Annotated in this window: 29 protein-coding genes; 9 read left to right on the top strand and 20 right to left on the bottom strand. The window is 61.4% G+C overall.

The genetic code is table 11. The features are described 5' to 3' along the window. Positions 1-20 precede the first annotated feature (20 nt). From ureG to HU739_RS14690, 5 genes are all read right to left on the bottom strand, one after another. Positions 21-635: an urease accessory protein UreG gene (gene ureG, locus HU739_RS14710; RefSeq protein ID WP_186547587.1), complete on the bottom strand. Its 615-nt coding sequence runs from the start codon at positions 633-635 to the stop codon at positions 21-23. Positions 636-657: 22 nt separating this feature from the next. Then, complete coding sequence (locus HU739_RS14705; protein ID WP_186547585.1) at positions 658-1,332, bottom strand: urease accessory protein UreF; 675 nt, start codon at positions 1,330-1,332, stop codon at positions 658-660. After that, positions 1,329-1,829 (bottom strand): urease accessory protein UreE, encoded by a 501-nt coding sequence (gene ureE / locus HU739_RS14700; RefSeq protein WP_186547583.1) that lies wholly within the window; start codon positions 1,827-1,829, stop codon positions 1,329-1,331. The genes HU739_RS14705 and ureE overlap by 4 nt, the downstream gene beginning before the upstream one ends. 301 nt (positions 1,830-2,130) lie before the next feature. Continuing rightward, on the bottom strand, positions 2,131-2,763 hold the full coding sequence (locus HU739_RS14695; protein ID WP_186547581.1) for a TetR family transcriptional regulator: 633 nt from the start codon (positions 2,761-2,763) through the stop codon (positions 2,131-2,133). A 153-nt stretch (positions 2,764-2,916) separates the two neighbouring features. Continuing rightward, positions 2,917-3,342 carry a hypothetical protein gene (locus HU739_RS14690; protein WP_186547579.1) on the bottom strand — a complete coding sequence of 142 codons (426 nt, stop codon included), beginning with the start codon at positions 3,340-3,342 and terminating at the stop codon, positions 2,917-2,919. A gap of 382 nt (positions 3,343-3,724) precedes the next feature. Here HU739_RS14690 and HU739_RS14685 point away from each other — a divergent pair, with 382 nt between their 5' ends. Further along, positions 3,725-5,800 (top strand): AsmA family protein, encoded by a 2,076-nt coding sequence (locus HU739_RS14685; RefSeq protein WP_186547577.1) that lies wholly within the window; start codon positions 3,725-3,727, stop codon positions 5,798-5,800. A gap of 120 nt (positions 5,801-5,920) precedes the next feature. Here HU739_RS14685 and HU739_RS14680 read toward each other — a convergent pair whose 3' ends face one another. Further along, complete coding sequence (locus tag HU739_RS14680) at positions 5,921-6,451, bottom strand: ferritin-like domain-containing protein (protein WP_186547575.1); 531 nt, start codon at positions 6,449-6,451, stop codon at positions 5,921-5,923. 99 nt (positions 6,452-6,550) lie between these two features. Then, on the bottom strand, positions 6,551-7,489 hold the full coding sequence (locus tag HU739_RS14675; RefSeq protein ID WP_186547573.1) for a LysR substrate-binding domain-containing protein: 939 nt from the start codon (positions 7,487-7,489) through the stop codon (positions 6,551-6,553). 120 nt (positions 7,490-7,609) lie between these two features. On the opposite strand from HU739_RS14675, the gene HU739_RS14670 reads away from it, so the two are divergent. From HU739_RS14670 to HU739_RS14660, 3 genes are all read left to right on the top strand, one after another. After that, complete coding sequence (locus HU739_RS14670) at positions 7,610-8,248, top strand: FMN-dependent NADH-azoreductase (RefSeq protein ID WP_186547571.1); 639 nt, start codon at positions 7,610-7,612, stop codon at positions 8,246-8,248. Continuing rightward, positions 8,249-8,554, top strand: a complete 306-nt coding sequence (locus HU739_RS14665) for a DMT family transporter (RefSeq protein WP_186547569.1) — start codon at positions 8,249-8,251, stop codon at positions 8,552-8,554. It begins immediately after the preceding gene. Between the two features lie 90 nt (positions 8,555-8,644). Beyond that, complete coding sequence (locus tag HU739_RS14660) at positions 8,645-9,523, top strand: esterase/lipase family protein (RefSeq protein WP_186547567.1); 879 nt, start codon at positions 8,645-8,647, stop codon at positions 9,521-9,523. 123 nt (positions 9,524-9,646) lie between these two features. Here HU739_RS14660 and HU739_RS14655 read toward each other — a convergent pair whose 3' ends face one another. Further along, positions 9,647-10,534: a DMT family transporter gene (locus tag HU739_RS14655; protein WP_186547565.1), complete on the bottom strand. Its 888-nt coding sequence runs from the start codon at positions 10,532-10,534 to the stop codon at positions 9,647-9,649. Positions 10,535-10,630: 96 nt separating this feature from the next. Between HU739_RS14655 and HU739_RS14650 the strand changes: the two genes are divergently transcribed. The 3 genes from HU739_RS14650 to HU739_RS14640 all read left to right on the top strand — a co-directional run bounded on the left by HU739_RS14650 (position 10,631) and on the right by HU739_RS14640 (position 13,011). Beyond that, positions 10,631-11,425, top strand: coding sequence for an AraC family transcriptional regulator (locus tag HU739_RS14650; RefSeq protein WP_186547563.1), 795 nt, complete (start codon positions 10,631-10,633; stop codon positions 11,423-11,425). Between the two features lie 63 nt (positions 11,426-11,488). Next, complete coding sequence (locus tag HU739_RS14645; RefSeq protein ID WP_186547561.1) at positions 11,489-11,794, top strand: PsiF family protein; 306 nt, start codon at positions 11,489-11,491, stop codon at positions 11,792-11,794. Positions 11,795-11,997: 203 nt separating this feature from the next. Continuing rightward, complete coding sequence (locus tag HU739_RS14640; RefSeq protein ID WP_186547559.1) at positions 11,998-13,011, top strand: AI-2E family transporter; 1,014 nt, start codon at positions 11,998-12,000, stop codon at positions 13,009-13,011. Between the two features lie 199 nt (positions 13,012-13,210). Here HU739_RS14640 and HU739_RS14635 read toward each other — a convergent pair whose 3' ends face one another. After that, the gene (locus HU739_RS14635; protein ID WP_186547556.1) at positions 13,211-14,485 is read right to left on the bottom strand and encodes an Hsp70 family protein; all 1,275 of its coding nucleotides are present in this window, start codon (positions 14,483-14,485) and stop codon (positions 13,211-13,213) included. Between the two features lie 289 nt (positions 14,486-14,774). Here HU739_RS14635 and HU739_RS14630 point away from each other — a divergent pair, with 289 nt between their 5' ends. Together HU739_RS14630 and HU739_RS14625 are read left to right on the top strand one after the other, a co-directional pair. After that, a complete protein-coding gene (locus tag HU739_RS14630) occupies positions 14,775-15,719 on the top strand; it encodes a DnaJ C-terminal domain-containing protein (RefSeq protein ID WP_186547554.1) in 945 nt (314 codons plus the stop codon). A 23-nt stretch (positions 15,720-15,742) separates the two neighbouring features. Beyond that, complete coding sequence (locus HU739_RS14625; protein ID WP_186547552.1) at positions 15,743-16,048, top strand: chaperone modulator CbpM; 306 nt, start codon at positions 15,743-15,745, stop codon at positions 16,046-16,048. A gap of 160 nt (positions 16,049-16,208) precedes the next feature. Here the strand turns inward: HU739_RS14625 and ureC are convergent, their stop codons facing one another. The 11 genes from ureC to urtA all read right to left on the bottom strand — a co-directional run bounded on the left by ureC (position 16,209) and on the right by urtA (position 26,564). Further along, positions 16,209-17,909, bottom strand: a complete 1,701-nt coding sequence (ureC, locus tag HU739_RS14620) for an urease subunit alpha (RefSeq protein ID WP_186547550.1) — start codon at positions 17,907-17,909, stop codon at positions 16,209-16,211. Between the two features lie 139 nt (positions 17,910-18,048). Continuing rightward, complete coding sequence (locus HU739_RS14615; RefSeq protein WP_186547548.1) at positions 18,049-18,354, bottom strand: urease subunit beta; 306 nt, start codon at positions 18,352-18,354, stop codon at positions 18,049-18,051. Beyond that, positions 18,351-18,887 carry a GNAT family N-acetyltransferase gene (locus HU739_RS14610; protein WP_186547546.1) on the bottom strand — a complete coding sequence of 179 codons (537 nt, stop codon included), beginning with the start codon at positions 18,885-18,887 and terminating at the stop codon, positions 18,351-18,353. The genes HU739_RS14615 and HU739_RS14610 overlap by 4 nt, the downstream gene beginning before the upstream one ends. Before the next feature lie 5 nt (positions 18,888-18,892). Beyond that, entirely contained in the window at positions 18,893-19,426 is a 534-nt protein-coding gene (locus HU739_RS14605) for a GNAT family N-acetyltransferase (RefSeq protein ID WP_186547544.1), read from the bottom strand. A 9-nt stretch (positions 19,427-19,435) separates the two neighbouring features. Continuing rightward, the gene (gene ureA / locus HU739_RS14600; RefSeq protein ID WP_003221215.1) at positions 19,436-19,738 is read right to left on the bottom strand and encodes an urease subunit gamma; all 303 of its coding nucleotides are present in this window, start codon (positions 19,736-19,738) and stop codon (positions 19,436-19,438) included. Positions 19,739-19,897: 159 nt separating this feature from the next. Then, positions 19,898-20,737: an urease accessory protein UreD gene (locus tag HU739_RS14595; RefSeq protein WP_186547542.1), complete on the bottom strand. Its 840-nt coding sequence runs from the start codon at positions 20,735-20,737 to the stop codon at positions 19,898-19,900. A 44-nt stretch (positions 20,738-20,781) separates the two neighbouring features. Then, positions 20,782-21,480 carry an urea ABC transporter ATP-binding subunit UrtE gene (urtE, locus tag HU739_RS14590; RefSeq protein WP_186547540.1) on the bottom strand — a complete coding sequence of 233 codons (699 nt, stop codon included), beginning with the start codon at positions 21,478-21,480 and terminating at the stop codon, positions 20,782-20,784. A gap of 133 nt (positions 21,481-21,613) precedes the next feature. Next, a complete protein-coding gene (gene urtD, locus HU739_RS14585) occupies positions 21,614-22,483 on the bottom strand; it encodes an urea ABC transporter ATP-binding protein UrtD (protein ID WP_016771888.1) in 870 nt (289 codons plus the stop codon). After that, entirely contained in the window at positions 22,480-23,559 is a 1,080-nt protein-coding gene (gene urtC, locus HU739_RS14580; RefSeq protein ID WP_186547538.1) for an urea ABC transporter permease subunit UrtC, read from the bottom strand. Before urtC ends, urtD begins: the two co-directional genes overlap by 4 nt. Continuing rightward, positions 23,559-25,061: an urea ABC transporter permease subunit UrtB gene (gene urtB, locus HU739_RS14575; protein WP_186547536.1), complete on the bottom strand. Its 1,503-nt coding sequence runs from the start codon at positions 25,059-25,061 to the stop codon at positions 23,559-23,561. The genes urtC and urtB overlap by 1 nt, the downstream gene beginning before the upstream one ends. A gap of 237 nt (positions 25,062-25,298) precedes the next feature. Continuing rightward, positions 25,299-26,564, bottom strand: coding sequence for an urea ABC transporter substrate-binding protein (urtA, locus tag HU739_RS14570; RefSeq protein WP_186547534.1), 1,266 nt, complete (start codon positions 26,562-26,564; stop codon positions 25,299-25,301). Positions 26,565-26,599 lie beyond the last annotated feature (35 nt).

The following is a 26,599-nucleotide window of genomic DNA, read 5'->3' as shown; positions in this document are numbered from 1 at the left end:
CTTCCTTGTGATAACTGAAATCAGGCCGCAGTCAGCAGACCCTGGCGTTCGATGAAGGCAATGATCTCGTCCAGGCCCTGACCGGTTTTCTGGTTGCTGAACACGAACGGCTTGCCGTTGCGCATGCGCCGGGTGTCGCTGTCCATCATTTCCAGCGAGGCGCCCACCAGTGGCGCGAGGTCGATCTTGTTGATCACCAGCAAGTCGGATTTGCAGATGCCCGGCCCGCCCTTGCGCGGCAGCTTGTCGCCGGCGGAAACGTCGATCACATAAATGGTCAGGTCGGACAACTCCGGGCTGAAGGTCGCCGAGAGATTGTCACCGCCCGACTCCACCAAAATCAGATCCAGCCCCGGAAAACGCCGGTTCAGTTGATCGACCGCTTCGAGGTTGATCGACGCGTCTTCGCGGATCGCCGTGTGCGGGCAGCCGCCGGTTTCCACGCCGATGATGCGCTCGGGCGCGAGGGCTTCGTTGCGCACCAGAAAGTCGGCGTCCTCGCGGGTGTAGATGTCGTTGGTGACCACGGCAAGGTTGTAGCGCTCGCGCAGTGCCAGGCACAAAGCCAGGGTTAATGCGGTCTTGCCGGAACCGACCGGGCCGCCGATGCCGACGCGCAGAGGTTGGGTGTGCATTTTATTCTCCAAAACAAAGGGCCTAAGAGCGGAAGAGCCGGCTGTACTGGCGCTCATGGGCCATGCACGCCAGCGACAGGCCGAAAGCGGCGCTGCCGATGTGTTCGGGGTCGATTCGGGTGGCGCCCTGCTGTGCCTGTTGCAACAGCGGCAGCAGTTCGCTGGTCAGGCGCTGAGCGGCTTGCTGGCCCAGTGGCAGGGTTTTCATCAGCACGGCGAGCTGGTTTTCCAGCCAGCTCCACAGCCATGCGGCGAGAGCGTCCTGTGGGCTGATACCCCAGGCGCGCGCGGCCAAGGCCCAGCACAGGGCCAGATGCGGTTCGATGATCTGTTCGAGAAAGTCGCGAGCGGGCGCGTCGAGTTCCGGTAGACCGTTGAGTAACTGCTGCAACGAATAGCCCATCTGGCGGCTCTCCAGATGCAATTCGCGAGTTTCGCGGCTGGCACGGTGGCTCTCGCAGAGTTGCCGCAGTTCGGCCCAGTCTTCGTCCGCCGCCGCCTGACAATGCGCCAGCAATAACGGTGCTTCGAAGCGCGCGAGATTCAGCAGCAGTTGGTCGCTGATCCAGCGTCGCGCGCTGTCCGGGTTGTTCACCCGGCCGTTATCCACCGCCATTTCCAGGCCTTGGGAATAGCTGTAGCCGCCAATCGGCAGCTGTGGACTGGCCAGACGCAGCAGCGCCCAGGCCGGATTCACAGGCGCACGCCGAACTGGTGGAGTTTCGGCGCGTAATTGAAATCTTCGTCGCCGTGGCGTGAATGATGATGGCCGCCCCCATAGGCGCCGTGCTCCGGCTGGAAGGGCGCCTCGATGGCTTCGGCCTGTGCGCCGAGTTGTTCGAGCATCGCCTTGAGCACGTAATCGTCGAGCAGCCGCAGCCAGCCGTCACCGACTTGCAGGGCAACGTGACGGTTGCCCAGGTGGTACGCCGCGCGAGTCAGTTCAAACGCGTTGGCGCAGGTCACATGCAGCAGTTGTTCAGGGCGCGCGCAGACGCGGACGATGCGGCCGTCCTCGGCCTGTAGGCACTCGCCGTCATACAGCGGCGGCTGACCGCGCTCCAAAAACAACCCGACGTCTTCGCCCTCGGCACTGAAACAGCGCAAACGGCTTTTGCTGCGCGCGTCGAAGGTCAGGTGCAATTCGGCGGCCCAGACGGGTTGAGGGTCGATTCTGCGGTGAATCACCAGCATCGGGAAGCTTCCGGCAATGGACAATGCTCAGGCTAGAGCAAGGGCCGCGCCAATCCGACGGGACGTAGGAAATGGCTGTCGGCGTGCGCTTGATCTTTCAACAGGCGGGAGAATTCTGGAAGGTTTTGGTGCATGAAGAATATGTCATGCACCAAATCGAGGCCATGCCGCTGCACCCTTGTAGGAGTGAGCCTGCTCGCGATAGCGGTTTATCAGTCAAGTATTCGTGGACTGACCGACCGCTATCGCGAGCAGGCTCACTCCTACAGGGGGGATTTGCGGTGTGTGGTAGAGAAGGGGGTTACTCGGTACTGCCCAGCCCTTGCCAGTGCTTGAGGCCGATAAAGATGAAGCGCAGTTGTTGGGTGATCTTTGCCTGGGGCGTCAGGTGCTCCGGCAGGGCGGCGGCGGGTGGGTCGATGATGTCCGGCAGGGTGGCGAACACCGATTTGACGATCAGGTCGGCCACCACGCTCAGACCGGCGGGGTCCAGGTGCTGGAGCTTGGGCATCAGGGTCAGGTCGGCGGCCAGGTCGGCACTGATGTTTTCGCGCAAGCGCCCGATGGCCTGGCGCACCGGCAGCGAGCCGCCGTACTGCTCACGCGCCAGAAACAGAAATTGCGAGCGGTTGGCGCTGACCACATCAAGAAAAATCCGCACCGAGGCATCGATGATGCCGCCCATGACGAATTCGTTGTGGCGCACCAGGCGGATGGTTTCGCGGAAGGTCTGGCCGACTTCGCTGACCAGCACCAGGCCAAGTTCGTCCATGTCGGTGAAATGGCGGTAAAAACCGGTGGGCACGATCCCGGCGGTTTTGCTCACTTCGCGCAGGCTCAGGCTGCCGAATCCTCGGCCGCTTTCCATCAGGTGGCGGGCAGCGTCCATCAGGGCGTTGCGGGTCTGTTGTTTCTGTTCGGCGCGGGGCAGCATCGCAGGGTGTTCTTCGACAGGACAAGCGCCGCACTCTAGCAAATCGGCTTTATCGGCGTCGAACGGGAGAAGGTGGCGCGCAGGATTTTACGGGGTTTGAAAAGTCAAAAGCCCAATCCGGTGATTGGGCTTTTTTGCCAGGCCGCCATGGGCTTAGCTCAATTGGCTGTTGCGTTCGATCACACGGTCACCACCGCCTTCGGCGAGTGCTTGACCCAGTGGGGTTTTATCGAAGCCGTCATCCGCCAGGGTCTGGCCTTGAGGAGTACGGTCGCTGCCATCAGATGCGAGCGTCTGACCTTGTGGGGTGCGGTCGCTACCGTCGGATGCCAGAATCTGGCCTTGTGGCGTGCGATCGGAACCGTCTTGAACCAGGCCTTTTTCTTCCAGGCGATCACGACCGCCTTCAGCCAGGGTCTGACCTTGTGGGGTACGGTCAGAGCCGTCCGCAGCAACGGTCTGGCTGAATACCGAGTGGCTGGTTTTCACTTGTGGGGTTGCCTGATCGGCAGCCGGCAGGGCAAAAGCGGTACTGGCTAACATCGACAGGGTAAGGCTGAGCAGTAATTGGCGTTTCATGATGGGTTGCTCCTTGGGAGGGCGATAAAGTGGGTACGGAGGCAATGCTACTCTCGATAAGTCGATATAAAAGTTCATAAACGCAATGGTAATAATCAACAGAATTGATTGTTCTGCGGGGAGGCTCTAGATCGGGCCTTTGCGGGCGACGGTTGTGCACCGTCGTGGGTATTTTCGACTCACTCGCGCCTCGCAAATGTGCGGGTTGCGGTAACACACCTAGACCGATCGGTCAGATTTGCCGCGCTGTTTATGGCTTAAACTGCCTTTGGATAAAACCTGCGGGCCTTTCGCCAGTCACAGACTGCATAAGGGCCGCTTCGGTCTGCCGTTTTAGCTGTGCGTCGGGGTTGGCGTGCGGTCGTGATCAGGAGCTTTGTGCATGACGCGCACTGGAAAAATCTTCAGCTGGACCTTCGCCATTTTCGCGCTGCTGCTGGCAGCGCTGATTCTGATTATCGTGTTTTTCGACTGGAACCGGATCAAGCCGACCATCAACGCCAAAGTGTCGGAAGAACTGCATCGGGCGTTCGCCATCAACGGCAATCTCGCGGTGATCTGGCAGCGCGAGCCGGAGGAGGGCGGCTGGCGCGCCTGGGTACCGTGGCCGCATGTGGTCGCCGAGGACTTGAGCCTGGGCAATCCGGACTGGTCGAAACAGCCGCAAATGGTCACGCTGAAACGGGTCGAGCTGCGCATCTCGCCGCTGGCCTTGCTGGCGCAGCGCGTGGTGATTCCGCGGATCGACCTGACCGAGCCGAATGCCCAGCTGCAACGCCTGGCCGATGGCCGGGCCAACTGGACGTTCACGTTCGACCCCAAGGACCCGAATGCCGAGCCGTCAAACTGGGTGGTGGACATTGGCGCGATCGGATTCGACAAGGGCCACGTGACCCTCGACGATCAGACGCTCAAGACCGATCTCGATGTGTTGATTGATCCGCTCGGCAAACCGATTCCGTTCAGCGAGATTGTCGGCGACAAAGCGGCAAAAACCGCTCAGGACAAGGGCGGCGCACCACAGGATTACGCCTTTGCGCTCAAGGTCAAAGGTCGATACCACGGGCAGAATCTGACCGGGCAGGGCAAGATCGGCGGCTTGCTGGCGTTGCAGGACGCGAGCAAGCCGTTCCCGTTGCAGGCGCAGGCGAAAATCGGCGACACGCGTATCGAACTGGCCGGCACCTTGACCGATCCGCTCAACCTCGGCGCCCTCGACCTGCGCCTGAAACTGGCTGGCGACAGCCTCGGCAATCTCTACCCGCTGACCGGCGTGACTCTGCCGGACACACCGCCGTACTCCACCGACGGTCATCTGATCGCCAAACTGCATGAACCGGGCGGTGCGACATTCACCTATGAAAAATTCAACGGCAAAATCGGCGACAGTGACATTCATGGCGATCTGACTTATGTCGCCAGTCAGCCACGGCCAAAGCTCAGTGGTGCGCTGCTGTCCAATCAACTGCTGTTCGCCGACCTCGCACCGCTGATTGGTGCCGACTCCAACGCCGAGCAAAAAGCCCGTGGCGGTGCGAGCAAGCAACCGGCGGACAAGGTGCTGCCGGTCGAAGAGTTCAAGACCGACCGCTGGCGCGCCATGGACGCCGATGTCGAATTCACCGGCAAGCGCATCGTTCACAGCGAAAAGCTGCCGTTCAACGACCTCTATACCCACCTGAAACTCAACGATGGCGAGCTCAGCCTCGAACCGCTGCGCTTCGGCGTGGCCGGCGGCACGCTGGATGCGCAGATCCGCCTCAATGGCCGCACCGAGCCGCTGGAAGGCCGGGCGCGATTGACCGCACGCAAATTCAAGCTCAAGGAGCTGTTCCCGACGTTCGAGCCGATGCAGACCAGTTTCGGTGAACTGCACGGCGATGCCGATATCAGCGGTCGCGGCAACTCCGTGGCCAGGTTGCTCGGCAGTGCCAACGGTAGCCTGAAGATGCTGATCAATGACGGCGCGATCAGTCGTGAACTGATGGAGTTGGCCGGGCTCAACGTCGGTAACTATGTGGTCGGCAAAATCTTTGGCGACAAGGAAGTGAAGATCAACTGCGCGGCGGCCGACTTCGACATCAAGACCGGCCTGGCGACGACGCGCCTGTTTGTGTTCGACACCGAGAACGCGATCATCTACGTCGACGGCACGGCGAACATGGCCACCGAGCAACTTGACCTGACGGTGACGCCGGAGTCCAAGGGCTGGCGCCTGATCTCGCTGCGGTCGCCGTTGTATGTGCGCGGCAAGTTCATCAAGCCGGATGCGGGCGTCAAAGCCGTGCCGTTGATGCTGCGCGGGGCGGGGATGGTCGCGCTGGGCGTGATCGCGGCACCGGCGGCGGGCTTGTTGGCGCTGGTCGCGCCGAGCGGCGGCGAGCCGAATCAGTGTGCGCCGTTGCTCGAGCAGATGAAGCAGGGCAAGGCGCCTGTGACTGTTAAACCCAGCAAGTAATGGGGCGCCTGTAGAGGCCCCTTCGCGAGCAAGCCCGCTCCCACATTCGAATGCATTCCTTCAGTTGAAAGGTGATCAAATGTGGGAGCGAGCCTGCTCGCGAATGCGGCCTGACTGGCGTTACAAATCTTTCAGAATGTCCGCCATGTCATCGGCATGCTCTTCTTCCTCGGCCAAAATGTCTTCGAAGATGCGCCGGGTGGTCGGGTCCTTGTCGCCCAGGTACTGGATGATCTCGCGGTAGCTGTCGATGGCGATGCGCTCGGCGACCAGGTCCTCGTAGACCATCTCTTTCAAGGTATTGCCGGCCACGTATTGCGCGTGGGACAGCTGGCTCAACAGGTCGGGGTTGAATTCGGGCTCGCCGCCCAGTTGCACAATGCGTTCGGCCAGGCGATCGGCGTGCTCGGCTTCCTGATTGGCATGCTCGAGAAACTCATCGGCAGCGACGTTGGCTTTCAGGCCGTTGGCCATGAAATAGTGGCGCTTGTAGCGCAAGGTGCAGACCAGTTCGGTGGCCAGCGATTCATTGAGCAGGCGCAGCACCTCTTCCCGGTTGGCACTGTAACTCTCGGTGACCGCGCCGTTTTCCACGTGTTGTCGGGCGCGCTCACGCAGGGTTTGAACATCAGACAAATGCAGGTCACTCATTTCATTCTCCTGGAGGCTAATCCGTCAGGCGCCACGTTCTGCTGACGCGGTCGCTACCCAGGTTGTGATTCCTGCGCGCCGGGAAAAGTTTTATCGGTTTTATGCCGGGTTCCCTGCGGTAGCGGCCGAAGGCTGCGCTCTTGGCGTCAGCCCAGACAACCGCGCCTCGTCCTGCAGCCAGCGAAAAAATGCGCGTACCGGCGGATGCCGTTCCCGCCCCGGCACGCAGAGCGCGCTGTAACCGGCGCCGTCGACCTGTACTTCACCGCGGTAGGGCATCAGCAAACCGCTGGCGACGCTTTCCGACACCAGAACATTGCTCGCCAGCACCAGGCCCTGGCCGGCGATGGCCGCTTGCAGTGCGTAATGTTCCTCATCGTATTCGCGGTTGACCGGCTGCTGATCGAGCCAGCGCTCGCCGGCCTTGGCGCACCACGCTTGCCAGCCGTGCGCATAAAGTCTGGAGTTGTGCCAGCGCACGCTGATCAGCGTCGGCGTGCGTCGCGCGGCCAGCGCCACTTGCTCGGGCGAGCCGTACACCGCGAACGACTCATCGAACAGGCACAGGCCATAGAGGTTCGGGTAATCATCGAGGCTGTAGCGCAGGACCAGATCGACACTGGCGTCCTGATGCAGGTCGATGACTTCGCAATGGGTGTCGATGCGCACATTGATGTGCGGATGTTGCGCATAAAACCGGCCGAGGCGTGGCACCAGCCACAGCGCCGCAAACGCCGCCGTGGTCGACAGCGTCAGGCTGCTGCCGCTGCGGTGGGGGCGCAGGGTGTCGACGCTCTGCGCCACTTCCAGCAGGGCGCCGTGCAGGCTGCGAAACAGCCGCTCGCCGCCCTCGGTCAGGCGCACCTGACGGGGCAAGCGTTCGAATAGGGCGACGCCGAGCCAGTCTTCCAGCGAGCGAATCTGGTGGGAAATGGCCGTCGGCGTCACCGACAACTCCTCGGCGGCGGCTTTGAAACTGGATAACCGCGAAGCCGACTCGAAGGCGCGCAGGGCGGTCAGGGGCAGCGAGGCAAACATTCAACACTCCATGGATGAAATGAACTCATCCCGACTGACTTTTGCTCATTTGAATAGGGGCAGCTATGAGCTTCAAGCTTCAAGCCACAAGTGGTTTGATTCTAGTCGGAGGAATTATAGATGAGCAGGATTCTTGTGGTTCACGGCAGCCCGCGAGGCGACCGGTCGACTTCGCGGCGTTTGGCGGAGGGTTTTTTGAGCGCTTGGCAGGCGCGCCATCCAGAGGGGCAGATCACCCGTCGGGAGGTCGGCCGAGTGCTGGTGCCGCCGGTCAATGAGGCGTTCGTGGCGGCGGCGTTTTATCCCGAGCCTGACGCGCGTCCGTTGTCGATGCAGGCTGATCTGGCGTTGAGCGATCAACTGGTCGGCGAATTGTTCGAGCATGATCTGCTGCTGATTTCCACGCCGATGTACAACTTCAGTGTGCCCAGCGGCCTCAAGGCCTGGGTGGATCAGATCGTGCGCCTGGGGCTGACTTTCGATCACACGCTGGACAACGGTGTCGCTCAGTACACCCCGTTGCTGCAAGGCAAAAAGGCCTTGATCGTCACCAGTCGCGGTGGCTTCGGCTTTGGCCCGGGCGGCGCGCTTGAGGCGTTGAATCATGCCGATCCGTGGTTGCGCACGGCGCTGGGGTTCGTCGGCATCAACGACGTCAGTGTGGTGGCCGCAGAAGGCGAAGAATCTGCCGAACGCACTTTTGCCGTGTCGGTGGCCGAGGCCGAGCAACGCCTGCTCGACCTGGCCAGGGTGTTCTAGATGGCCTGGCTGTTCTTGCTGATCGCCGCCGGGTTTGAAGTCACTTTTGCCATGGGCATGAAATACGCCGAAGGCTTCACCCGGCCCTGGCCGTCGCTGATCACGGTGGTTGCGGCGGTCGGCGGGATTTACTTTCTGACCCTGGCGATGCGCGACCTGCCGGTGAGCATTGCCTATCCGATCTGGACCGCGATTGGCTCGCTCGGCACGGTGTTCCTCGGATATGCCTTGCTGGGCGAGAGCCTGACCCTGGTCAAACTGCTCTCGGTGGGGCTGATTGTGGCGGGGGTGGTGGGGCTGAAGTAGGCTGCAGGTGAGTTGTCATCATCGGGGTGGATGCTTGGCGGGCGTCTTGCACGTCTTGCAGCCACTCACCGACCACAAGGACGTTTACCCATGTCGACACGTTATCCACTGGTGCTGGTGCCGGGCATGCTCGGATTTGTCCGGCTGCTGCTTTACCCCTACTGGTACGGGATCATCAAGGCGCTGCGCCGTGGTGGTGCGACGGTGATCGCCGTGCAGGTCTCGCCGCTCCATTCGACCGAGGTGCGCGGCGAGCAGTTGCTGGCGCGGATCGACGAAATCCTGCGTGAAACCGGCGCGCTGAAGGTCAACCTGTTCGGCCATAGCCAGGGCGCGTTGACGGCTCGTTACGCTGCTGCAAAACGGCCGGATCTGGTTGCTTCGGTAACCTCCGTGGCTGGCCCCAATCACGGCTCGGAACTGGCCGATTATCTGGAACAACACTACCCCGCCGACAGTGCCAAGGGCCGTCTGCTCGAAGCGCTGCTGCGCTGGGTCGGCTGGCTGATGGCGCTGATGGAAACCGGCTACCACGGGCCGAAACTGCCGGTGGATATCCACGCCTCGCACCAGTCGCTGACCCGCGCGGGCGTGGCGCTGTTCAATCAGCGTTATCCACAGGGCTTGCCGCCAATCTGGGGCGGGCACGGGCCTGAGGAGGTCAATGGCGTGCGCTATTACTCATGGTCGGGGACGTTGCAGCCGGGCAAGACTGATCGTGGCGGCAATCTCTTTGACGGGACGAATCGCAGTTGCCGCTTGTTCGCCAGAACCTTTGTCCGCGAACCGGGGCAGTGCGACGGCATGGTCGGGCGCTACAGCTCGCACCTGGGCACGGTGATCGGCGATGACTATCCGCTGGATCATTTCGACATCGTCAACCAGTCGCTGGGACTGGTCGGCAAGGGCGCGGATCCGGTGCGCTTGTTTGTCGAGCATGCGGCGCGGCTGGAGGCGGCCGGGCTTTGATTCGCTGCTGTGGCGAGGGAGCTTGCTCCCGCTGGACTGCGCAGCAGGCCCCTGCTTTGGATTTTCAAGAGCGGGGCCGCTTCGCGCCCCAGCGGGAGCAAGCTCCCTCGCCACAGGTATGCATCAGGCGATACTGATCTTGCGGCCCAACACCGTGGTCCAGCGCTCAGACAAAACCACCCCGCCCAATGTCAACAAACCGCCCACCAGGTGATACAGCGCCAACTGCTCTTTCAACACCACCGCCGCAATCAACGCCGTAATCAACGGCAGCAGATTGAAAAACAACGTCGTGCGGCTCGGGCCCAGGCGCTGCACAGCCTGCATCCATGCCAGCGGCGCGACCATCGAGGCGAGCAGGCAGGCATACAGCACCAGCGGAATGTTCTGCAGGGTCAGACCGGTTTTCGGCGAAACGGCAAACAACGGAAACAACACCACAATCGCCACCAGCACCTGCAAGTACAGCAGGACCAAGGGCGGCAAACGCAGCTGCCATTTTTTCAGCAAGGTGCTGTAAACCGCGTAGGCGAGGGTGGCGATCAGCATCATCGCGTCACCCAGATTGACCCCGTGCTGCAACAACGCGCCGAGGCTGCCGGACGACACGACCACCAGCACGCCGGCAAACGACAGCACCGCACCGACCAGTGCCCCGGCGGTGAGGCGCTGGCCGAGGCTGATGATCGCCATGGCCAGTGACATCAGCGGCATCAGCGACAGAATGATGCCCATGTTGGTCGCAGTGGTCAGGGTGGCAGCGAAATACGCCAGGCTCTGGTACACGGCCATGCCGAGCACGCCGAGGACGAAAATCCGCCCCAGGTTGGGACGAATCTGCGGCCAGTGCGCAATCACCTGTTTAAGCATGAAAGGGGTAAACAGCAACCCGGCCAGCAGCCAGCGGTAGAAACCGATCTCGGCGGGAAAAATCGCCCCGACGGCCAGTTTGTTGATTACGGTATTACCGGCCCAGATAAAAATCGCCAGCAGGGGAAACGCGTATTGCATGAGTTGAAACCAGTACGTTGATGAAGCGCAATTATCCTCTGTCTGGATGCAGCCCTATACTGCGAACCGGACAACCTGCCTTTGCAACCGGACAGCATGAACAGCAAACACATCGATCTGCTGGATTTCAGCGAACTGCCGTCAGCGGTGTATTTCCGCTATGCCGATTTCAACGCTCACGAGTTCGCCGCGCCGCACCGGCACCCTTGGGGAACGCTGGAGTACGCCGCCCACGGCGTGCTGCACATGGACGTCGGCGGCAGCCGCTTCATGTCGCCCCCGCAGTACGCCGTGTGGGTGCCGCCGCAGGTCGAGCACAGTTTCTACAGCCATCAGCCGGTCAACTATCGCGCGGTGTGTCTGGATCGGCAGGTCTGCGCCGGACTGCCGGCACAGGCCTGCACACTGGCGATCAGTGACATTCTCAAGGCGATTCTCAAGGACTTCGCCGCCCGCGACGTGAAGATACCCGAGCAGGAATCCGACCGGCGTCTGGCCCAGGTGCTGGTCGATCAGTTGCAACAGGCGCCAGTGCATGAGTGTTATCTGCCCTACGCCAGCAGCCCCGGTTTGCTGGCGATTCTCGACGCCTTGCAGGCCGAACCGGGCAGCAATCAGCCGCTGGCGCATTGGGCGGCGCAAGTGCATGTCAGCGAGCGCACGCTGGCGCGGCAGTTTGTCCGTGAACTGGGGATGAGTTTTGGCGAATGGCGTCAACGCTTGCGCTATCTGGCGGCGATCGAGCTCCTTGAGACGGCGCGCAGCGTGCAGGAAATCGCCTTTGATCTGGGCTACAGCAGCGGCTCGGCGTTTATCGCCATGTTCGCCCGGCAGGCCGGCTGTACGCCGGAGCAGTATCGGCGCAGTCACCTGGAAGGCAGGAAGGTGTAACAGGATTTGGCTACACTCCTGCAGAGGCTGCATCCATCGGTGCGGCGACAAGGAGAAAACTCCATGAAGATGTTGCGTGTCCCGTTGTTGATGATTGGTTTGCTCCTGTGTTCCCAGGGTTTCGCCGCCACGGCGCAACAAAACAAGATGACCACCTGCAATGCCGATGCGACCGCCAAGAGCCTCAAGGGCGACGAGCGCAAAGCCTTCATGAGCACCTGCCTGAAAGCGGCGCCTGCGGCCAACGATGGCAAGGTGCTGACGCCGCAGCAGCAGAAAATGAGCACCTGCAATGCCGATGCGAAAACCCAGGCGCTGACGGGGGATGCGCGCAAGGCGTTCATGAGTGATTGCCTGAAAAAGAAATAAGCATTTGAGCCTTGTGGTGAGCGGGCTGGCCTCTTCGCGAGCAGGCTCGCTCCCACATTTGAAATGCATTCCCCTGTGGGAGCAAGCCTGCTCGCGAAAGCGTCGGTGAGCGCACCGCCAATCTCTCACCCGCATATCCCTAGTGCTAACCCCGGATCGCTGGCAGACTGCCCATCCTTTCACGCCGTTCGTTTTGAGGCTGTATGCCAACGTTTTCTGAGCGTCATGTTGTGTTCTGGGTCAGCTGCATCATCATATTTGGCGGTTTGCTGCTGGTGCTGCCACTGCGCTTGCTGCCGAGCCTGTTGGCCGGCTTGTTGGTGTTCGAGCTGGTCAACATGCTCACCCCGCAACTGCAACGGCTGATCGAAGGGCGGCGTGCGCGCTGGCTGGCGGTGGCGTTGCTGGGCACGTTGGTGGTCAGTGTGCTGGCTTTGCTCTTCGCCGGGGCCATCAGTTTTCTTTTGCACGAAGCGGAAAACCCGGGCGCCTCGCTCGATAAATTCATGGGCGTGGTCGACCGCGCGCGCGGGCAGTTGCCGCCGTTCATCGACGCTTATCTGCCGGCCAGCGCGGCGGAGTTTCGCGTGGCGATCGGCGAATGGATGAGCAAACACCTGTCTGACCTGCAACTGGTCGGCAAGGACGCCGCGCACATGTTCGTCACGTTGCTGATCGGCATGGTGCTCGGCGCGATCATCGCCCTGCAGCGCATTCCCGACGTGACCAAGCGCAAGCCCCTGGCCGCCGCACTGTTCGACCGTTTGCATTTGCTGGTGCAGGCGTTTCGCAACATCGTTTTTGCGCAGATCAAGATTTCCCTGCTCAACACCTTCTTCACCGGCATCTTCCTCGCGGTGGTCCTGCCGATGCTGGGCATCAAGCTGCCGCTGACCAAGACCCTGATCGTGCTGACCTTCCTGCTCGGCCTGCTACCGGTGATCGGTAACCTGATATCGAACACGCTGATTACCATCGTCGGCCTGTCGCTGTCGATCTGGGTGGCGATGGCTGCGCTGGGTTATCTGATCTTTATCCACAAGCTCGAATACTTCCTCAATGCGCGCATCGTCGGCGGGCAGATCAGTGCCAAGTCGTGGGAGTTGCTGCTGGCGATGCTGGTGTTCGAAGCCGCGTTCGGCCTGCCAGGGGTGGTGGCGGGGCCGATTTATTATGCGTACCTGAAGAGCGAATTGAAGCTCGGAGGAATGGTGTAAGGCAAAGAATGCAGAGTGAGTGATGACTGTGGCGAGGGGATTTATCCTGTGGCGAGGGGATTTATCCCCGCTGGGCCGCGAAGCGGCCCCGCTCCTGAGCTTGAAAGCAGGGGCCTGCTGCGCAGGCCAACGGGGATAAATCCCCTCGCCACAGGATAAATCCCCTGCCATAAAGCCCCCCCGATATCTGGGGGCGGGATCAGGCCATCGAACCGTAGCGTTTCATGGCATCAATCGCCAAGCCGCTGCCAATGCTGCCAAAGATATTCCCTTCAACATGCCGCGCGTTCGGCAGCATTGCCGAGACGCTGTTGCGCAGCGCCGGAATGCCGCTGGAACCGCCAGTGAAGAACACCGTGTCGACCTGATCGACCGCCACGCCGGCGTCATTCAACAGTTGCGTGACACTGCCGCGCACCCGCTCCAACAGCGCTTCGATCGCCGATTCGAACAGCGCACGCGTCAGCTCGACGCTCAGCCCGGCCTCGATGCGGTCCAGCGGCACGTGGCGGCTGTCGGCGCGGGTCAGTTGAATCTTGGTTTCTTCCACTTCCATCGCCAGCCAGTGGCCGGCACGCTGTTCGATCAATTTGAACAGACGATCGATACCGCCGGTGTCCTCAATGTCGTAACGCATGCTGGCCAGCGCCAGGCTGGTTTTCTGTGAGTACACCGAGTTGATGGTGTGCCAGGTCGCCAGGTTCATGTGGTGGCTGGTCGGCATGTAGGCGCCGCTCTTCATGCGGCTGCCATAACCGAACAGCGGCATCAGGCCTTGCAGGCTCAGTTGCTTGTCGAAGTCGGTTCCACCGATGTGCACGCCGCCGGTGGCGAGGATGTCGTCGTGACGGTTCTCGACACCGCGCCGCTCGGGCGACAGGCGCACCAGCGAGAAGTCGGACGTACCGCCGCCGATGTCGACGATCAGCACCAGCTCTTCCTTTTCGATGGTCGACTCATAGTCGAATGCCGCCGCGATCGGCTCATACTGAAACGACACGTCCTTGAAACCGATTTTGCGCGCCACTTCGACCAGAGTGTCTTCGGCTTCCTGGTCGGCCAGCGGATCGTCATCGACGAAAAACACCGGACGGCCCAGCACCACTTGCTCGAATTCCCGCCCGGCGGTGGTCTCGGCGCGGGCCTTGAGCTGGCCGATGAACAGCCCGAGCAAGTCCTTGAACGGCATGGCCGTGCCGAGAACGCTGGTGTCATGCTTGATCAGCTTGGAGCCGAGCAGGCTTTTCAGCGAGCGCATCAGCCGGCCTTCGTAGCCTTCCAGGTATTCGTGCAGCGCCAGACGACCGTACACCGGGCGGCGCTCCTCGATATTGAAGAAGACCACCGACGGCAGGGTGATCTTGTCGTCTTCCAGCGCAATCATGGTGTCCATGCCGGGGCGCAGCCAGCCGACGGTGGAGTTGGACGTGCCGAAGTCGATGCCACAGGCACGGGCTGGAGAGGCGTCTTTCATGTCTTTCGGTTCCGGTCAAAAAACGGCCGCGCAGTGTATGTCAGTGCGCGCCAGATTCGAAGGCCGGTCATCTGCTATTTCGCGACTGAACCGGTTGAAAATCGCCGGTTCGCCCCAAACTTGCTGGCATGGGCCGGCAGACACACCGGCGGTCGCAAGAACCGCCGTCCACTGCCGATAAACTTCTGCGGCGCCACCCGGTCACAACCTTGAGATCGGTCAACCCGGCACGCGCCAATTGGCGCACGCTGGGACAGGCGCGAAATCGATAACGGATGGTGATCCTTCAATGGACTTCAAAGACTATTACAAGATACTCGGCGTGGAGCCGACAGCCGACGACAAGGCCATCAAGGCGGCCTATCGCAAGCTGGCGCGCAAATACCACCCCGATGTCAGCAAGGAAAAGGACGCCGAGGCCAAGTTCAAGGACGCCTCGGAAGCCTATGAAGCGCTGAAAAGCGCCGACAAGCGCGCCGAATACGACGAACTGCGTCGTTATGGCCAGCACGGTCAGCCGTTCCAGGGGCCACCGGGCTGGCAGAGCCGCGGCGGTTTTGGCGGTGGCGGTGGCGATACCGGCGACTTCTCGGACTTTTTCAGTTCGATCTTCGGCAACCGCGGCCCCGGTTTCGGTGGCGCGCAGGGCGGCCAATCACGCGGACGGCGAGGGCAAGACGTGGAAATGGAACTGCCGGTCTTCCTCGAAGAAACCCTGGCCAACGAGTCGAAGAAAGTCACCTTTCAGGTGCCGCAATACAACGCCAACGGCCAGCACGTCAGCAACACCAGCAAGAGCCTGAACGTGAAGATTCCGGCCGGCGTGGCCGACGGCGAGCGCATCCGCCTCAAAGGCCAGGGCGCACCGGGCGTTGGCGGCGGGGCGAATGGCGACCTGTACCTGACCATTCGTTTTGCGCCGCACCCGAAGTTCGATGTCGAAGGCGACAACCTGATCATCACCTTGCCGCTGGCCCCGTGGGAGCTGGCGCTGGGTACCGAAGTGGCCGTGCCGACCCTGACCGGCAAGATCAACCTCAAGGTGCCCGCCGGCAGCCAGAACGGCCAGCGCATGCGTGCCAAAGGCCATGGTCTGAAGAACAAGGCCGGCGAGCGCGGTTATCTGTTTGTGCAACTCAAAGCGGTCATGCCGAAAACCTCTGACGATGAGGTCAAGGCGCTGTGGCAGGAACTGGCAAAAAAAGCTGCGTTCAATCCGCGAGAGAACTTCTGAACCCGACGACGGAGTAGCCCATCATGAGCAGCCCCCTGAGCGTTCAACTGGACCTGGCAGAATTCTGTGAGGCGGCCGATTTACCGGACGTCTACGTGATCGAAATCGTCGAACACGGCATCCTCGAACCTCAGGGCGCACAGCCCCGGGAATGGCGCTTCACCGATTACGAACTGGCCCTGGCCAAGCGCGCCGCCAAGCTGCGCCGCGATTTGGAGCTGGAGTGGGAAGGAGTGGCGCTGGCGCTGGATCTGCTGGAGGAAGTGCGTGAGTTGCGCGCCGAGAACCGGATGCTGCGTCAGCGGTTGGGGCGGTTGGTGGTTGAGTAGTCAGTCTGATGTATATCGGTCGCTGGCCCGGCCTCTTCGCGAGCAAGCCCGCTCCCACAGGAGTGCGTATGCCAATGTAGGAGCGGGCTTGCTCGCGAAGAACGATGACGCAGGTCATTCTGATTCAACATTGAACACGCCCCGAAGGGCTTTTTTGTTGTCAGAACAAAAAGTACCGCTGCGCCATCGGCAGCGTTTCCGCCGGCTCACACCACAGCAACACCCCATCGGCCTTGACCTGATAAGTCTGCGGATCAACATCAATATCCGGCAGATAATCGTTATGAATCAGGTCGGTTTTCTGCACGTCGCGGCAGCCTTTCACCACGGCGATTTTTTTCTTCAGCCCAAGCGCTTCGGGTAGCCCGGCTTCGTGCGCGGCCTGGCTGATAAAGGTCAGGCTGGTCGCGTGCAACGAGCCGCCGTAACTGGCAAACATCGGTCGGTAGTGCACCGGTTGCGGCGTCGGAATAGAGGCGTTGGCATCGCCCATGAGGCTGGCGGCAATCGCGCCGCCCTTGAGGATCAGCGTTGGTTTCACGCCGAAAAACGCCGGGCGCCACAGCACCAGATCGGCCCACTTGCCGACTTCGATCGAACCGACCTCATGGCTGATGCCATGGGTGATCGCCGGGTTGATGGTGTATTTGGCGATGTAGCGTTTGGCGCGGAAGTTGTCGTTGCCTGCGCCGTCCTGCGGCAGCGGGCCGCGCTGTTTTTTCATTTTGTCGGCGGTCTGCCAGGTGCGCGTGATCACTTCGCCGACGCGGCCCATGGCCTGGCTGTCGGAGCTGATCATCGAGAACGCGCCGAGGTCATGCAAGATGTCTTCGGCGGCGATCGTTTCGCGGCGGATGCGGCTTTCAGCAAAGGCGACGTCTTCGGCAATGCTCGGGTCAAGGTGGTGGCAGACCATCAGCATGTCGAGGTGTTCGTCGATGGTGTTGCGGGTGAATGGCCGGGTCGGGTTGGTCGAACTCGGCAGCACGTTGGGGAAACCGCAGGCCTTGATGATGTCCGGCGCATGGCCGCCGCCGGCACCTTCGGTGTGATAGGTGTGGATGGTGCGACCCTTGAACGCGCCGAGGGTGGTTTCGACGAAGCCGGATTCGTTGAGGGTGTCGGTGTGGATTGCGACCTGGACGTCGAACTGATCGGCGACGTTGAGGCAGTTGTCGATGCTCGCCGGGGTGGTGCCCCAGTCTTCGTGCAGCTTGAGGCCGATGGCGCCGGCCCTGACCTGCTCGATCAACGGTTCCGGCAGGCTGGCGTTGCCCTTGCCGGTGAGACCGATGTTCATCGGGAACGCATCGGCGGCCTGGAGCATGCGCGCCAGATGCCATGGTCCCGACGTGCAGGTGGTGGCGTTGGTTCCGGTGGCAGGTCCCGTGCCGCCGCCGATCATGGTGGTGACGCCGCTCATCAAAGCTTCTTCGATCTGCTGCGGGCAAATGAAATGGATGTGCGTGTCGATGCCGCCCGCGGTGAGGATCATGCCTTCGCCGGCAATCACTTCGGTGCCGGCGCCGATGGCGATGGTCACGCCGGGCTGGACGTCGGGGTTGCCGGCCTTGCCGATGCCGGCGATGCGCCCGTCCTTGAGGCCGACGTCCGCCTTGACGATGCCCCAGTGGTCGATGATCAGCGCGTTGGTGATCAGCGTGTCGACCACCTCGGCGGCGAGCAACTGGCTCTGGCCCTGACCGTCGCGGATGACTTTGCCGCCGCCGAATTTCACTTCTTCGCCGTAGGTGGTGAAGTCCTGTTCGACTTCGATCCACAGTTCGGTATCGGCCAGGCGCACCTTGTCGCCGACGGTGGGGCCGAACATGTCGGCGTAGGCGCTTCTAGAAATCTTCATGTGCTTGCCTTGGGATTCAATTGGGTCTGAAATCGCTCGCATTACTCGCTTTCGCGAGCAGGCTCGCTCCTACATTTGATCGCGGTCTCATGTAGGAGTGAGCCTGCTCGCGATAGCTTTCTTGCAGTCACCTGATGGCTTAAAGATCACCCATGATGCGTCCGGCAAAGCCGAACACCCGGCGATGTCCGGCGTAATCGACCAGCTCGACCTCACGGCTCTGGCCAGGCTCAAAGCGCACGGCGGTGCCGGCGGGAATATTCAGGCGCATGCCGCGACTGGCTGCGCGGTCGAAGGTCAGCGCGTCGTTGGTTTCGAAAAAGTGATAGTGCGAGCCGACCTGGATCGGCCGGTCGCCGCTGTTGGCGACATTCAGGCTGAGGGTGCGACGGCCGGCGTTGAGTTCGATGTCGCCGGGCTGGATCTGGTATTCGCCGGGAATCATGGCTGGGCTCCTTGCAGAATCTTGTAATAGAGAGCGGTCGGGCGGTACGTGCCGTTGGGGTCACAGGCGTAATCGGGAATTTCGCCGGCGCGGATATAACCCAGGGCTTGATAGAACGCTTCAGCCGGCGAGCCCGCTTCCGTGTCGAGGTAGAGCAGGCCGCGCTTGAGATGGCGCGCCTCAAGCTCCAGCGCACTCATCAATTGCTGACCGAGGCCGCGGCGGCGGGCGTCTTCGCGCACCAGCAGTTTCTGCACTTCGGCGCGATTCAGGCCGTTGGCCTTCTGGCACAGCGCCAACTGCACGCTGGCCTGGACCTGTTCGTCCTTGACCACCACCCAGAGCAGCACATGGCCTTTGTTCACGTTGTCCTGGACGTCATCGAAATAGGCGTGCGCCTGCGCGGCATCGAGGTCGCCCATGAAGCCGACGCTGGCGCCGTATCCCACAGCGTCGAGCAGCAGGTCGATCAAGCCCTGACGGTAATGAGCAAAACTTTCAGCGTTGACGCGACGCAGTTGGGCAGCGTTCATCGGTGTCACTCCTTGTGGGCGTCAGGCGGCTCTGCGCCGGGATTGAGGGTCAATTGCATGAAGGTCAAGTCGAGCCAGCGACCGAACTTGGTACCGACTTGCGGCATCTGCCCGGTGACGATGAAACCGGCGCGTTGATGCAGACGAATCGAGGCGGCGTTGCCGCTTTCGATCGCGGCGACCATGACATGCTTGTTGCAGGTTTTTGCCCGTTCAATCAGCGCAGTCATCAGTTGCGGGCCGAGGCCGTTGCCGCGCTGGTCGCTGCGCACGTACACCGAATGTTCGACGGTGTGGCGGAACCCGTCGAACGGCCGCCAGTCGCCGAACGAAGCGTAGCCGAGAACGCTGTTGTCGCTGTCGACGATCACCAGAACCGGATAAGCCTGAGCCTGACGCGCGCTGAACCACGCCTGGCGGTTAGCGAGGTCGACGGCCTGTTCATTCCAGATTGCCGTGGTGTTGAGCACCGCGTCGTTATAGATGTCACGGATCGCCGGCAGGTCGGCCTGCGTCGCATCGCGGATGCTGTAAGTCATGGCGCGGCCTCAGACGATTGGCTGGTGAACGGTGACCAGTTTGGTGCCGTCGGGAAACGTCGCCTCGACCTGGATTTCCGGGATCATTTCCGGGATGCCTTCCATCACTTGCTCGCGGCTGAGCAGGGTGGTGCCGTAGTGCATCAGCTCGGCCACGGTCTGGCCGTCGCGGGCGCCTTCGAGCAGCGCGGCGGAGATGTAGGCCATGGCTTCCGGGTAGTTGAGCTTCACGCCGCGGGCCAGCCGCCGCTCGGCGACGAGGCCGGCGGTGAAGATCAGCAGCTTGTCTTTTTCGCGTGGGGTCAGGTCCATTGTTGGGGTTCCATCAGGGCAGATTGAAAGTTATTCAGGGTTGCAAACGCATCCCCCTGTAGGAGTGAGCCTGCTCGCGATAGCGGTGTGTCATTTCATTATTTTTTGGCTGACACACCGCTATCGCGAGCAGGCTCACTCCTACAGGTAGAATGCATTTCAGGTATTCCAGATTCGCGGTGGCTGCGCTTCGCGGCCGAGCAGTGCCGGTCTGAGCAAACGCCATAAATCGATCAGCCACGCCCGTGCCAGAAACGCCTCACCGGCCAGACACCGCGCCACCAGCAACCCCGGCAACTGGGTCAGATCCCCACGCACCGCATGCCCCAGCGAGCGGCAACGCTCCAGCAGCTCGGCATCGATCTCACCAGTCACCAACAGCGTCGCAAACACCGGTTGCCCATCCAGACCGATCGGCGAATCAAGCAAACCATCGTTGCCGACAATGCGCTGCCGTTCATGCCAGAGCAACCGGCCGTCGCGGCGGATATCCAGGTGCGCCTGAAAATGGCCCAGGTCAAAACGCTCGCCACTGGCCGGGCGACCCAGTGCCACCACGTCCCAGTAGAACAGCCGCGCGTCGCCTTCAAGCTCGATCGTTGTGGTGAGTTCAGCCTGCGCGGCGCTGTAGACGATGGTTTCCTGCGGCAGCCATTCCAGCGTCGCGCCAGCCGCGACCTGCAAATCGAGTTGCTGATAGGCCGGGCCTGCTGCGCGATACCACTTGGCGGCGCCGGGACTGGTGATCTGCGCCCAGGCGTTGTGTTCGACGCGGGCGCTGATGTTCAGCCGGTCGCCCCCGGCGATCCCGCCCGGTGGGTGGACAATGATGTGCTGGCAAACTTCAGGGCCTTCGGCATACAGGTGCTTTTGCACCCGCAGCGGGCCGAGGTGACGCCGCTGGATCGGGCGCGTGCAATCGCCAAAACGCGCATAAGCCAGTTCCAGCTCGGCGTGCCAGCTCGGGGTAAACAGGGCAGGTGCAACAATCGAATTCATGGTTTTGTGATTATCGTTAGGAAGCTACAGATTAGACCGCCGCGTTAGATCGTGACCAGACCGCGCACACCTTCGGCCTCCATATTTTCACCGCGGCCCTGCTGGACGATCTCACCGCGAGACATCACCAGGTATTGATCGGCCAGTTCGGCGGCGAAATCGTAGAACTGCTCGACCAGCAAAATCGCCATGTCGCCCCGTGCCGCGAGTTGCTTGATCACCGCGCCGATCTCCTTGATCACCGACGGTTGAATGCCTTCGGTGGGCTCATCAAGAATCAGCAAGCGCGGACGGCTGGCCAGCGCTCGGCCGATCGCCAGTTGCTGTTGCTGACCGCCGGACAGATCGCCGCCACGACGCTGCTTCATTTGTAGCAGCACCGGGAACAGTTCGTAGATGAACGCTGGAACTTCTTTGGCTTCGGAGCCGGGAAAACGCGACAGGCCCATCAACAAATTTTCTTCCACGGTCAGGCGGCCGAAAATTTCCCGACCCTGCGGCACGTAGGCGATGCCGGCGTGAACCCGCTGATGTGGCTTGAACGAGGTGATCGGTTTACCTTCCCAGCTCACCGCACCTTCCTTGGCCGGCAACAGGCCCATCAGGCATTTGAGCAGGGTGGTCTTGCCCACGCCGTTACGGCCGAGCAGGCAAGTGACTTCGCCGACCTTCACGTCAAAGCTCAGGCCGCGCAGGATGTGGCTACCGCCGTAGTATTGGTGCAGCTTGTCGACTTGCAGCATGTATGGATTCTCCCCGGGGATCGTTCCCACGCTCTGCGTGGGAATGCCGCCATGGACGCTCTGCGTCCGCCGTTGTGTGACGCAGAGCGTCACGGGATGCATTCCCACGCGGAGCGTGGGAACGATCTGAATTTCAGCGGCCGAGGTAGACCTCGATCACCCGCTCGTTTTCCTGCACTTGCTCCAGCGAGCCTTCAGCCAACACGCTGCCCTGATGCAGCACCGTGACGTGGTCGGCAATCGAGCCGACGAAGCCCATGTCATGCTCCACCACCATCAACGAATGTTTGCCCGCCAGCGACTTGAACAGCTCGGCAGTAAACTCGGTTTCGGCATCGGTCATGCCCGCTACCGGCTCGTCGAGCAACAGCAGTTGCGGGTCCTGCATCAGCAGCATGCCGATCTCCAGAAACTGCTTCTGCCCGTGGGACAACAGCCCGGCCTGGCGATTGACCGAGGTGGTCAGGCGAATCGTCTCCAGCACTTCGCTGATGCGGTCCTTCTGCTCGCCGCTTAAACGCGCGCGCAAACTGGCCCACACCGATTTGTCGGTCTTCTGCGCCAGTTCAAGGTTTTCAAACACGCTCAAGGCTTCGAACACGGTCGGCTTCTGAAACTTGCGGCCAATCCCGGACTGGGCGATCTGCACTTCGCTCATCTGTGTCAGGTCGAGGGTTTCGCCGAACCAGGCCTTGCCGTGGCTGGGCCGGGTCTTGCCGGTGATGACGTCCATCAAGGTGGTTTTTCCGGCACCGTTGGGGCCGATGATGCAGCGCAGCTCGCCGACACCGATGTACAGATTAAGATTGTTCAGTGCACGAAAGCCGTCGAAGCTGACGCTGATGTCTTCCAGTGTGAGGATCGTGCCGTGGCGGGTGTCGAGGCCCGGGCCGACGCGCTGGCCGAGGCCGATCGAGTCGCGGCTGGTGCCCTCGTCCTTGTTCGGCTCGACGGGAAAGAACGCCGGTTCCAGCATGAATTCAGCACTCGCTGTCACTCTCATGATTCACCTCGTTTTTTCAGCAGACCGATCACGCCTTTGGGCAGGTACAACGTCACGACGATGAACAACGCGCCGAGGAAGAACAGCCAGTACTCGGGGAAGGCCACGGTGAACCAGCTCTTCATGCCATTGACCACGCCGGCGCCGAGCAGCGGGCCGATCAGAGTGCCGCGCCCGCCGAGGGCGACCCACACCGCCGCTTCGATGGAGTTGGTCGGCGACATTTCGCTGGGGTTGATGATGCCCACTTGCGGCACGTACAACGCACCGGCGAGACCGCACAACACCGCACTCAACACCCAGACAAACAGCTTGAAACCGCGCGGGTCGTAGCCGCAGAACATCAGGCGGTTTTCCGCATCACGCAGCGCCGTCAGCACTCGCCCGAATTTGCTTTGCGCCAGTCGCCAGCCAATGAACAGGCTGGCCACCAGCAACAGCACAGTGGCCAGAAACAACACCGCACGGGTGCCCGGTTCAGTGATGCCGAAACCGAGAATCGTACGGAAATTGGTAAAGCCGTTATTGCCGCCAAACCCGGTCTCGTTGCGGAAAAACAGAAGCATGCCGGCGAACGTCAGGGCCTGGGTCATGATCGAGAAATACACGCCTTTGATCCGCGAACGGAAGGCGAAGAAACCGAACACCAGCGCCAGCAGACCCGGCGCCAGCACCACCAGGCACATCGCCCAGAGGAAACTGCTGGTGCCGGTCCAGTACCACGGCAGTTCGCTCCACGACAAAAAGGTCATGAACGCCGGCAAGCCATCCCCAGCAGCCTGGCGCATCAGGTACATGCCCATCGCGTAGCCGCCGAGGGCGAAGAACAGACCGTGGCCCAGCGACAGCAGACCGGCGTAACCCCAGACCAGATCCAGCGCCAGGGCGACGATGGCGTAGCAGAGAATCTTGCCCACGAGCGTCAGGGTATAAGCCGAAACGTGCAGGGCATGGTCCGGCGTGAGCAGCGACAGCAACGGCAAGACGATCAGCAACGCGAGGACTACGCCACCGATGGCAAACGTGACTTTCGGCCCGGCCTTTTGTGTGGCGGTGACAAGTAGAGGCTGGTTCATCAGTCGATCACCCGTCCTTTCAGTGCGAAGAGGCCTTGCGGACGTTTCTGGATAAACAGAATGATCAGCGCGAGGATCAGGATCTTGCCGAGCACCGCACCGATCTGCGGTTCGAGAATCTTGTTGGCGATCCCTAAGCCAAACGCGGCGAGCACGCTGCCCGCCAGTTGGCCGACGCCGCCGAGTACCACCACCAGGAACGAGTCGATGATGTAGCTCTGACCGAGGTCGGGGCCGACGTTGCCGATCTGGCTCAGTGCGACACCACCGAGGCCGGCGATGCCCGAACCGAGGCCGAAGGCGAGCATGTCGACCCGCCCCGTCGGCACGCCGCAGCAGGCGGCCATGTTGCGGTTCTGGGTGACGGCGCGCACGTTGAGACCCAGGCGGGTCTTGTTCAGCAGCAGCCAGGTCAGCACGACGACGAATAGCGCGAAAGCGATGATGACGATGCGGTTGTACGGCAGCACCAGGTTTGGCAGCACTTGAATGCCGCCGGACAGCCACGCCGGGTTGGCGACTTCAACGTTCTGCGCGCCGAACAGCAAACGCACCAGTTGAATCAGCATCAGGCTGATGCCCCAAGTGGCAAGCAGGGTTTCCAGCGGGCGACCGTAGAGGTGGCGAATCACCGTGCGTTCCAGTGCCATGCCGATCGCGGCGGTAACGAAAAACGCCACCGGCAGTGCGACCAGCGGATAGAACTCGATGGCTTGCGGGGCGTAACGCTGGAACATCAACTGCACCACGTAAGTCGAGTAGGCGCCGAGCATCAGCATTTCGCCGTGGGCCATGTTGATCACCCCGAGCAGGCCGAAGGTGATCGCCAGACCGAGGGCGGCGAGTAGCAGAATCGAACCGAGTGACATGCCGCTGAACGCTTGGCCGAGCACTTCGCCGATCAGCAATTTGCGCTTGACCTGGGCGAGGCTGGTTTCGGCGGCCGTGCGCACGCCGGCATCGCTTTCAACACCGGGTTGGAGCAGACCTTCCAGGCGCGTGCGCGCCAGCGGGTCGCCGGTTTCGCCGAGTAGACGCACGGCGGCGAGACGCACTGCCGGGTCGCTGTCGACCAATTGCAGATTGGCCAGCGCCAGACTCAGGGCGGCGTGAACGCTTGCGTCTTTCTCGGCGGCGAGTTGCTGGTCGAGAAATTTCAGCTGTGCCGGTTTTGCGCTTTTCTGCAATTGCTGCGCGGCGCTCAGACGGAGTTTGGCGTCGGCGGCGAGCAATTGGTGGCTGGCCATGGCGGTGTCGATCAGACCTCGCAGGCGATTGTTCAGGCGCAGGGTTTTGGTTTGGCCGTCGATGCTCAGCTCGCCTTGCTGCAGGGCGTTGAGCAATTCGATACGCGCCGGATCGGGCTGCGCAGCCCAGGCTTCCAGCAGCTTGGCCTGCTGCATGGGATTGGCCGCGACGAAGTCTTCGGCGTCGCCGGCGTGGGCCAACATCGGCAGCAAAAGTGCGAGGACGCAGATAAATCGGTAAAGGGCAGTGGGCATAGTCAGTCGCCTTGACGCGGACATTATGGGAGCGAGCCTTTGTGGCGAGGGGATTTATCCCCGTTCGGCTGCGAAGCAGTCGCGATATCGGTCGACGCGATCGAACTGATACACCGCCACTGATGGTGCTGGGGCTGCTTCGCAACCCATCGGGGATAAATCCCCTCACCACAAAAGCTCGCTCCCACTGGGAATTGCATCAGCCTCACGCCAGGCGCAAGACTGACACCCGGTGACTCAGTTGCTCTTCACCGCATAATCCGGCTTTTTGTCGTTGCCCTGAATGAACGGGCTCCACGGTTGGGCGCGAATCGGGCCTTCGGTCTGCCAGACCACGTTGAACTGACCGTCGCTCTGGATCTCGCCGATCATCACCGGCTTGTGCAAGTGGTGGTTGGTCTTGTCCATGGTCAGGGTGTAGCCCGACGGTGCGGCAAACGTCTGCCCGGCCAGCGCTTCACGAACCTTGTCGACGTCAGTGGACTTGGCTTTCTCGACCGCCTGCGCCCACATGTGGATACCGACGTAAGTGGCTTCCATCGGGTCGTTGGTCACCGCTTTGTCGGCGCCCGGCAGGTTGTGTTTCTTGGCGTAGGCTTTCCAGTCGGCGACGAATTTCTTGTTCGCTGGATTTTCCACCGACTCGAAGTAGTTCCACGCCGCGAGGTTGCCCACCAGTGGTTTGGTGTCGATGCCGCGCAGTTCTTCTTCGCCGACCGAGAACGCCACCACCGGTACGTCGGTGGCCTTCAGGCCCTGGTTGGCCAGCTCTTTATAGAACGGCACGTTGGAATCGCCGTTGACCGTAGAAATAACGGCGGTCTTGCCCCCGGCGGAGAACTTTTTGATGTTGGCAACGATGGTCTGGTAGTCGCTGTGACCGAACGGTGTGTAAACCTCTTCGATGTCTTTGTCGGCCACGCCTTTGGAATGCAGGAACGAGCGCAAAATCTTGTTGGTGGTACGCGGATAGACGTAGTCGGTGCCGAGCAGGAAGTAGCGCTTGGCGCTGCCGCCTTCTTCGCTCATCAGGTATTCAACCGCCGGGATCGCTTGCTGGTTTGGCGCGGCGCCGGTGTAAAAGACGTTCGGCGACATCTCTTCGCCTTCGTACTGCACCGGGTAGAACAGCAGGCCGTTGAGTTCTTCAAACACTGGCAGCACCGACTTGCGCGACACCGAGGTCCAGCAACCGAACACCACCGCCACCTTGTCCTGGGTCAGCAGTTGCCGGCCCTTTTCCGCGAACAGCGGCCAGTTCGACGCTGGATCGACCACGACGGCTTCGAGTTGCTTGCCATTGACGCCGCCCTTGGCATTGATCTCGTCGATGGTCATCAGCGCCATGTCCTTGAGCGATGTTTCGGAGATCGCCATGGTCCCGGACAACGAATGCAGAATTCCCACCTTGATGGTTTCGGCCGCCTGAACAGTCCAGGTCATGCCCATCGCGGCAATGCTTGCCGAGAGTGTGAAAGCCTTGATCAAACTGCGACGCTTCATTGTGCGATCTCCGTGAACATTTAATTTTTCTGGTT

Source organism: Pseudomonas hamedanensis, from assembly GCF_014268595.2.
In the GTDB taxonomy this organism is placed as follows: domain Bacteria; phylum Pseudomonadota; class Gammaproteobacteria; order Pseudomonadales; family Pseudomonadaceae; genus Aquipseudomonas; species Aquipseudomonas hamedanensis.
This window is presented reverse-complemented; position numbering and strand designations above follow the sequence as displayed.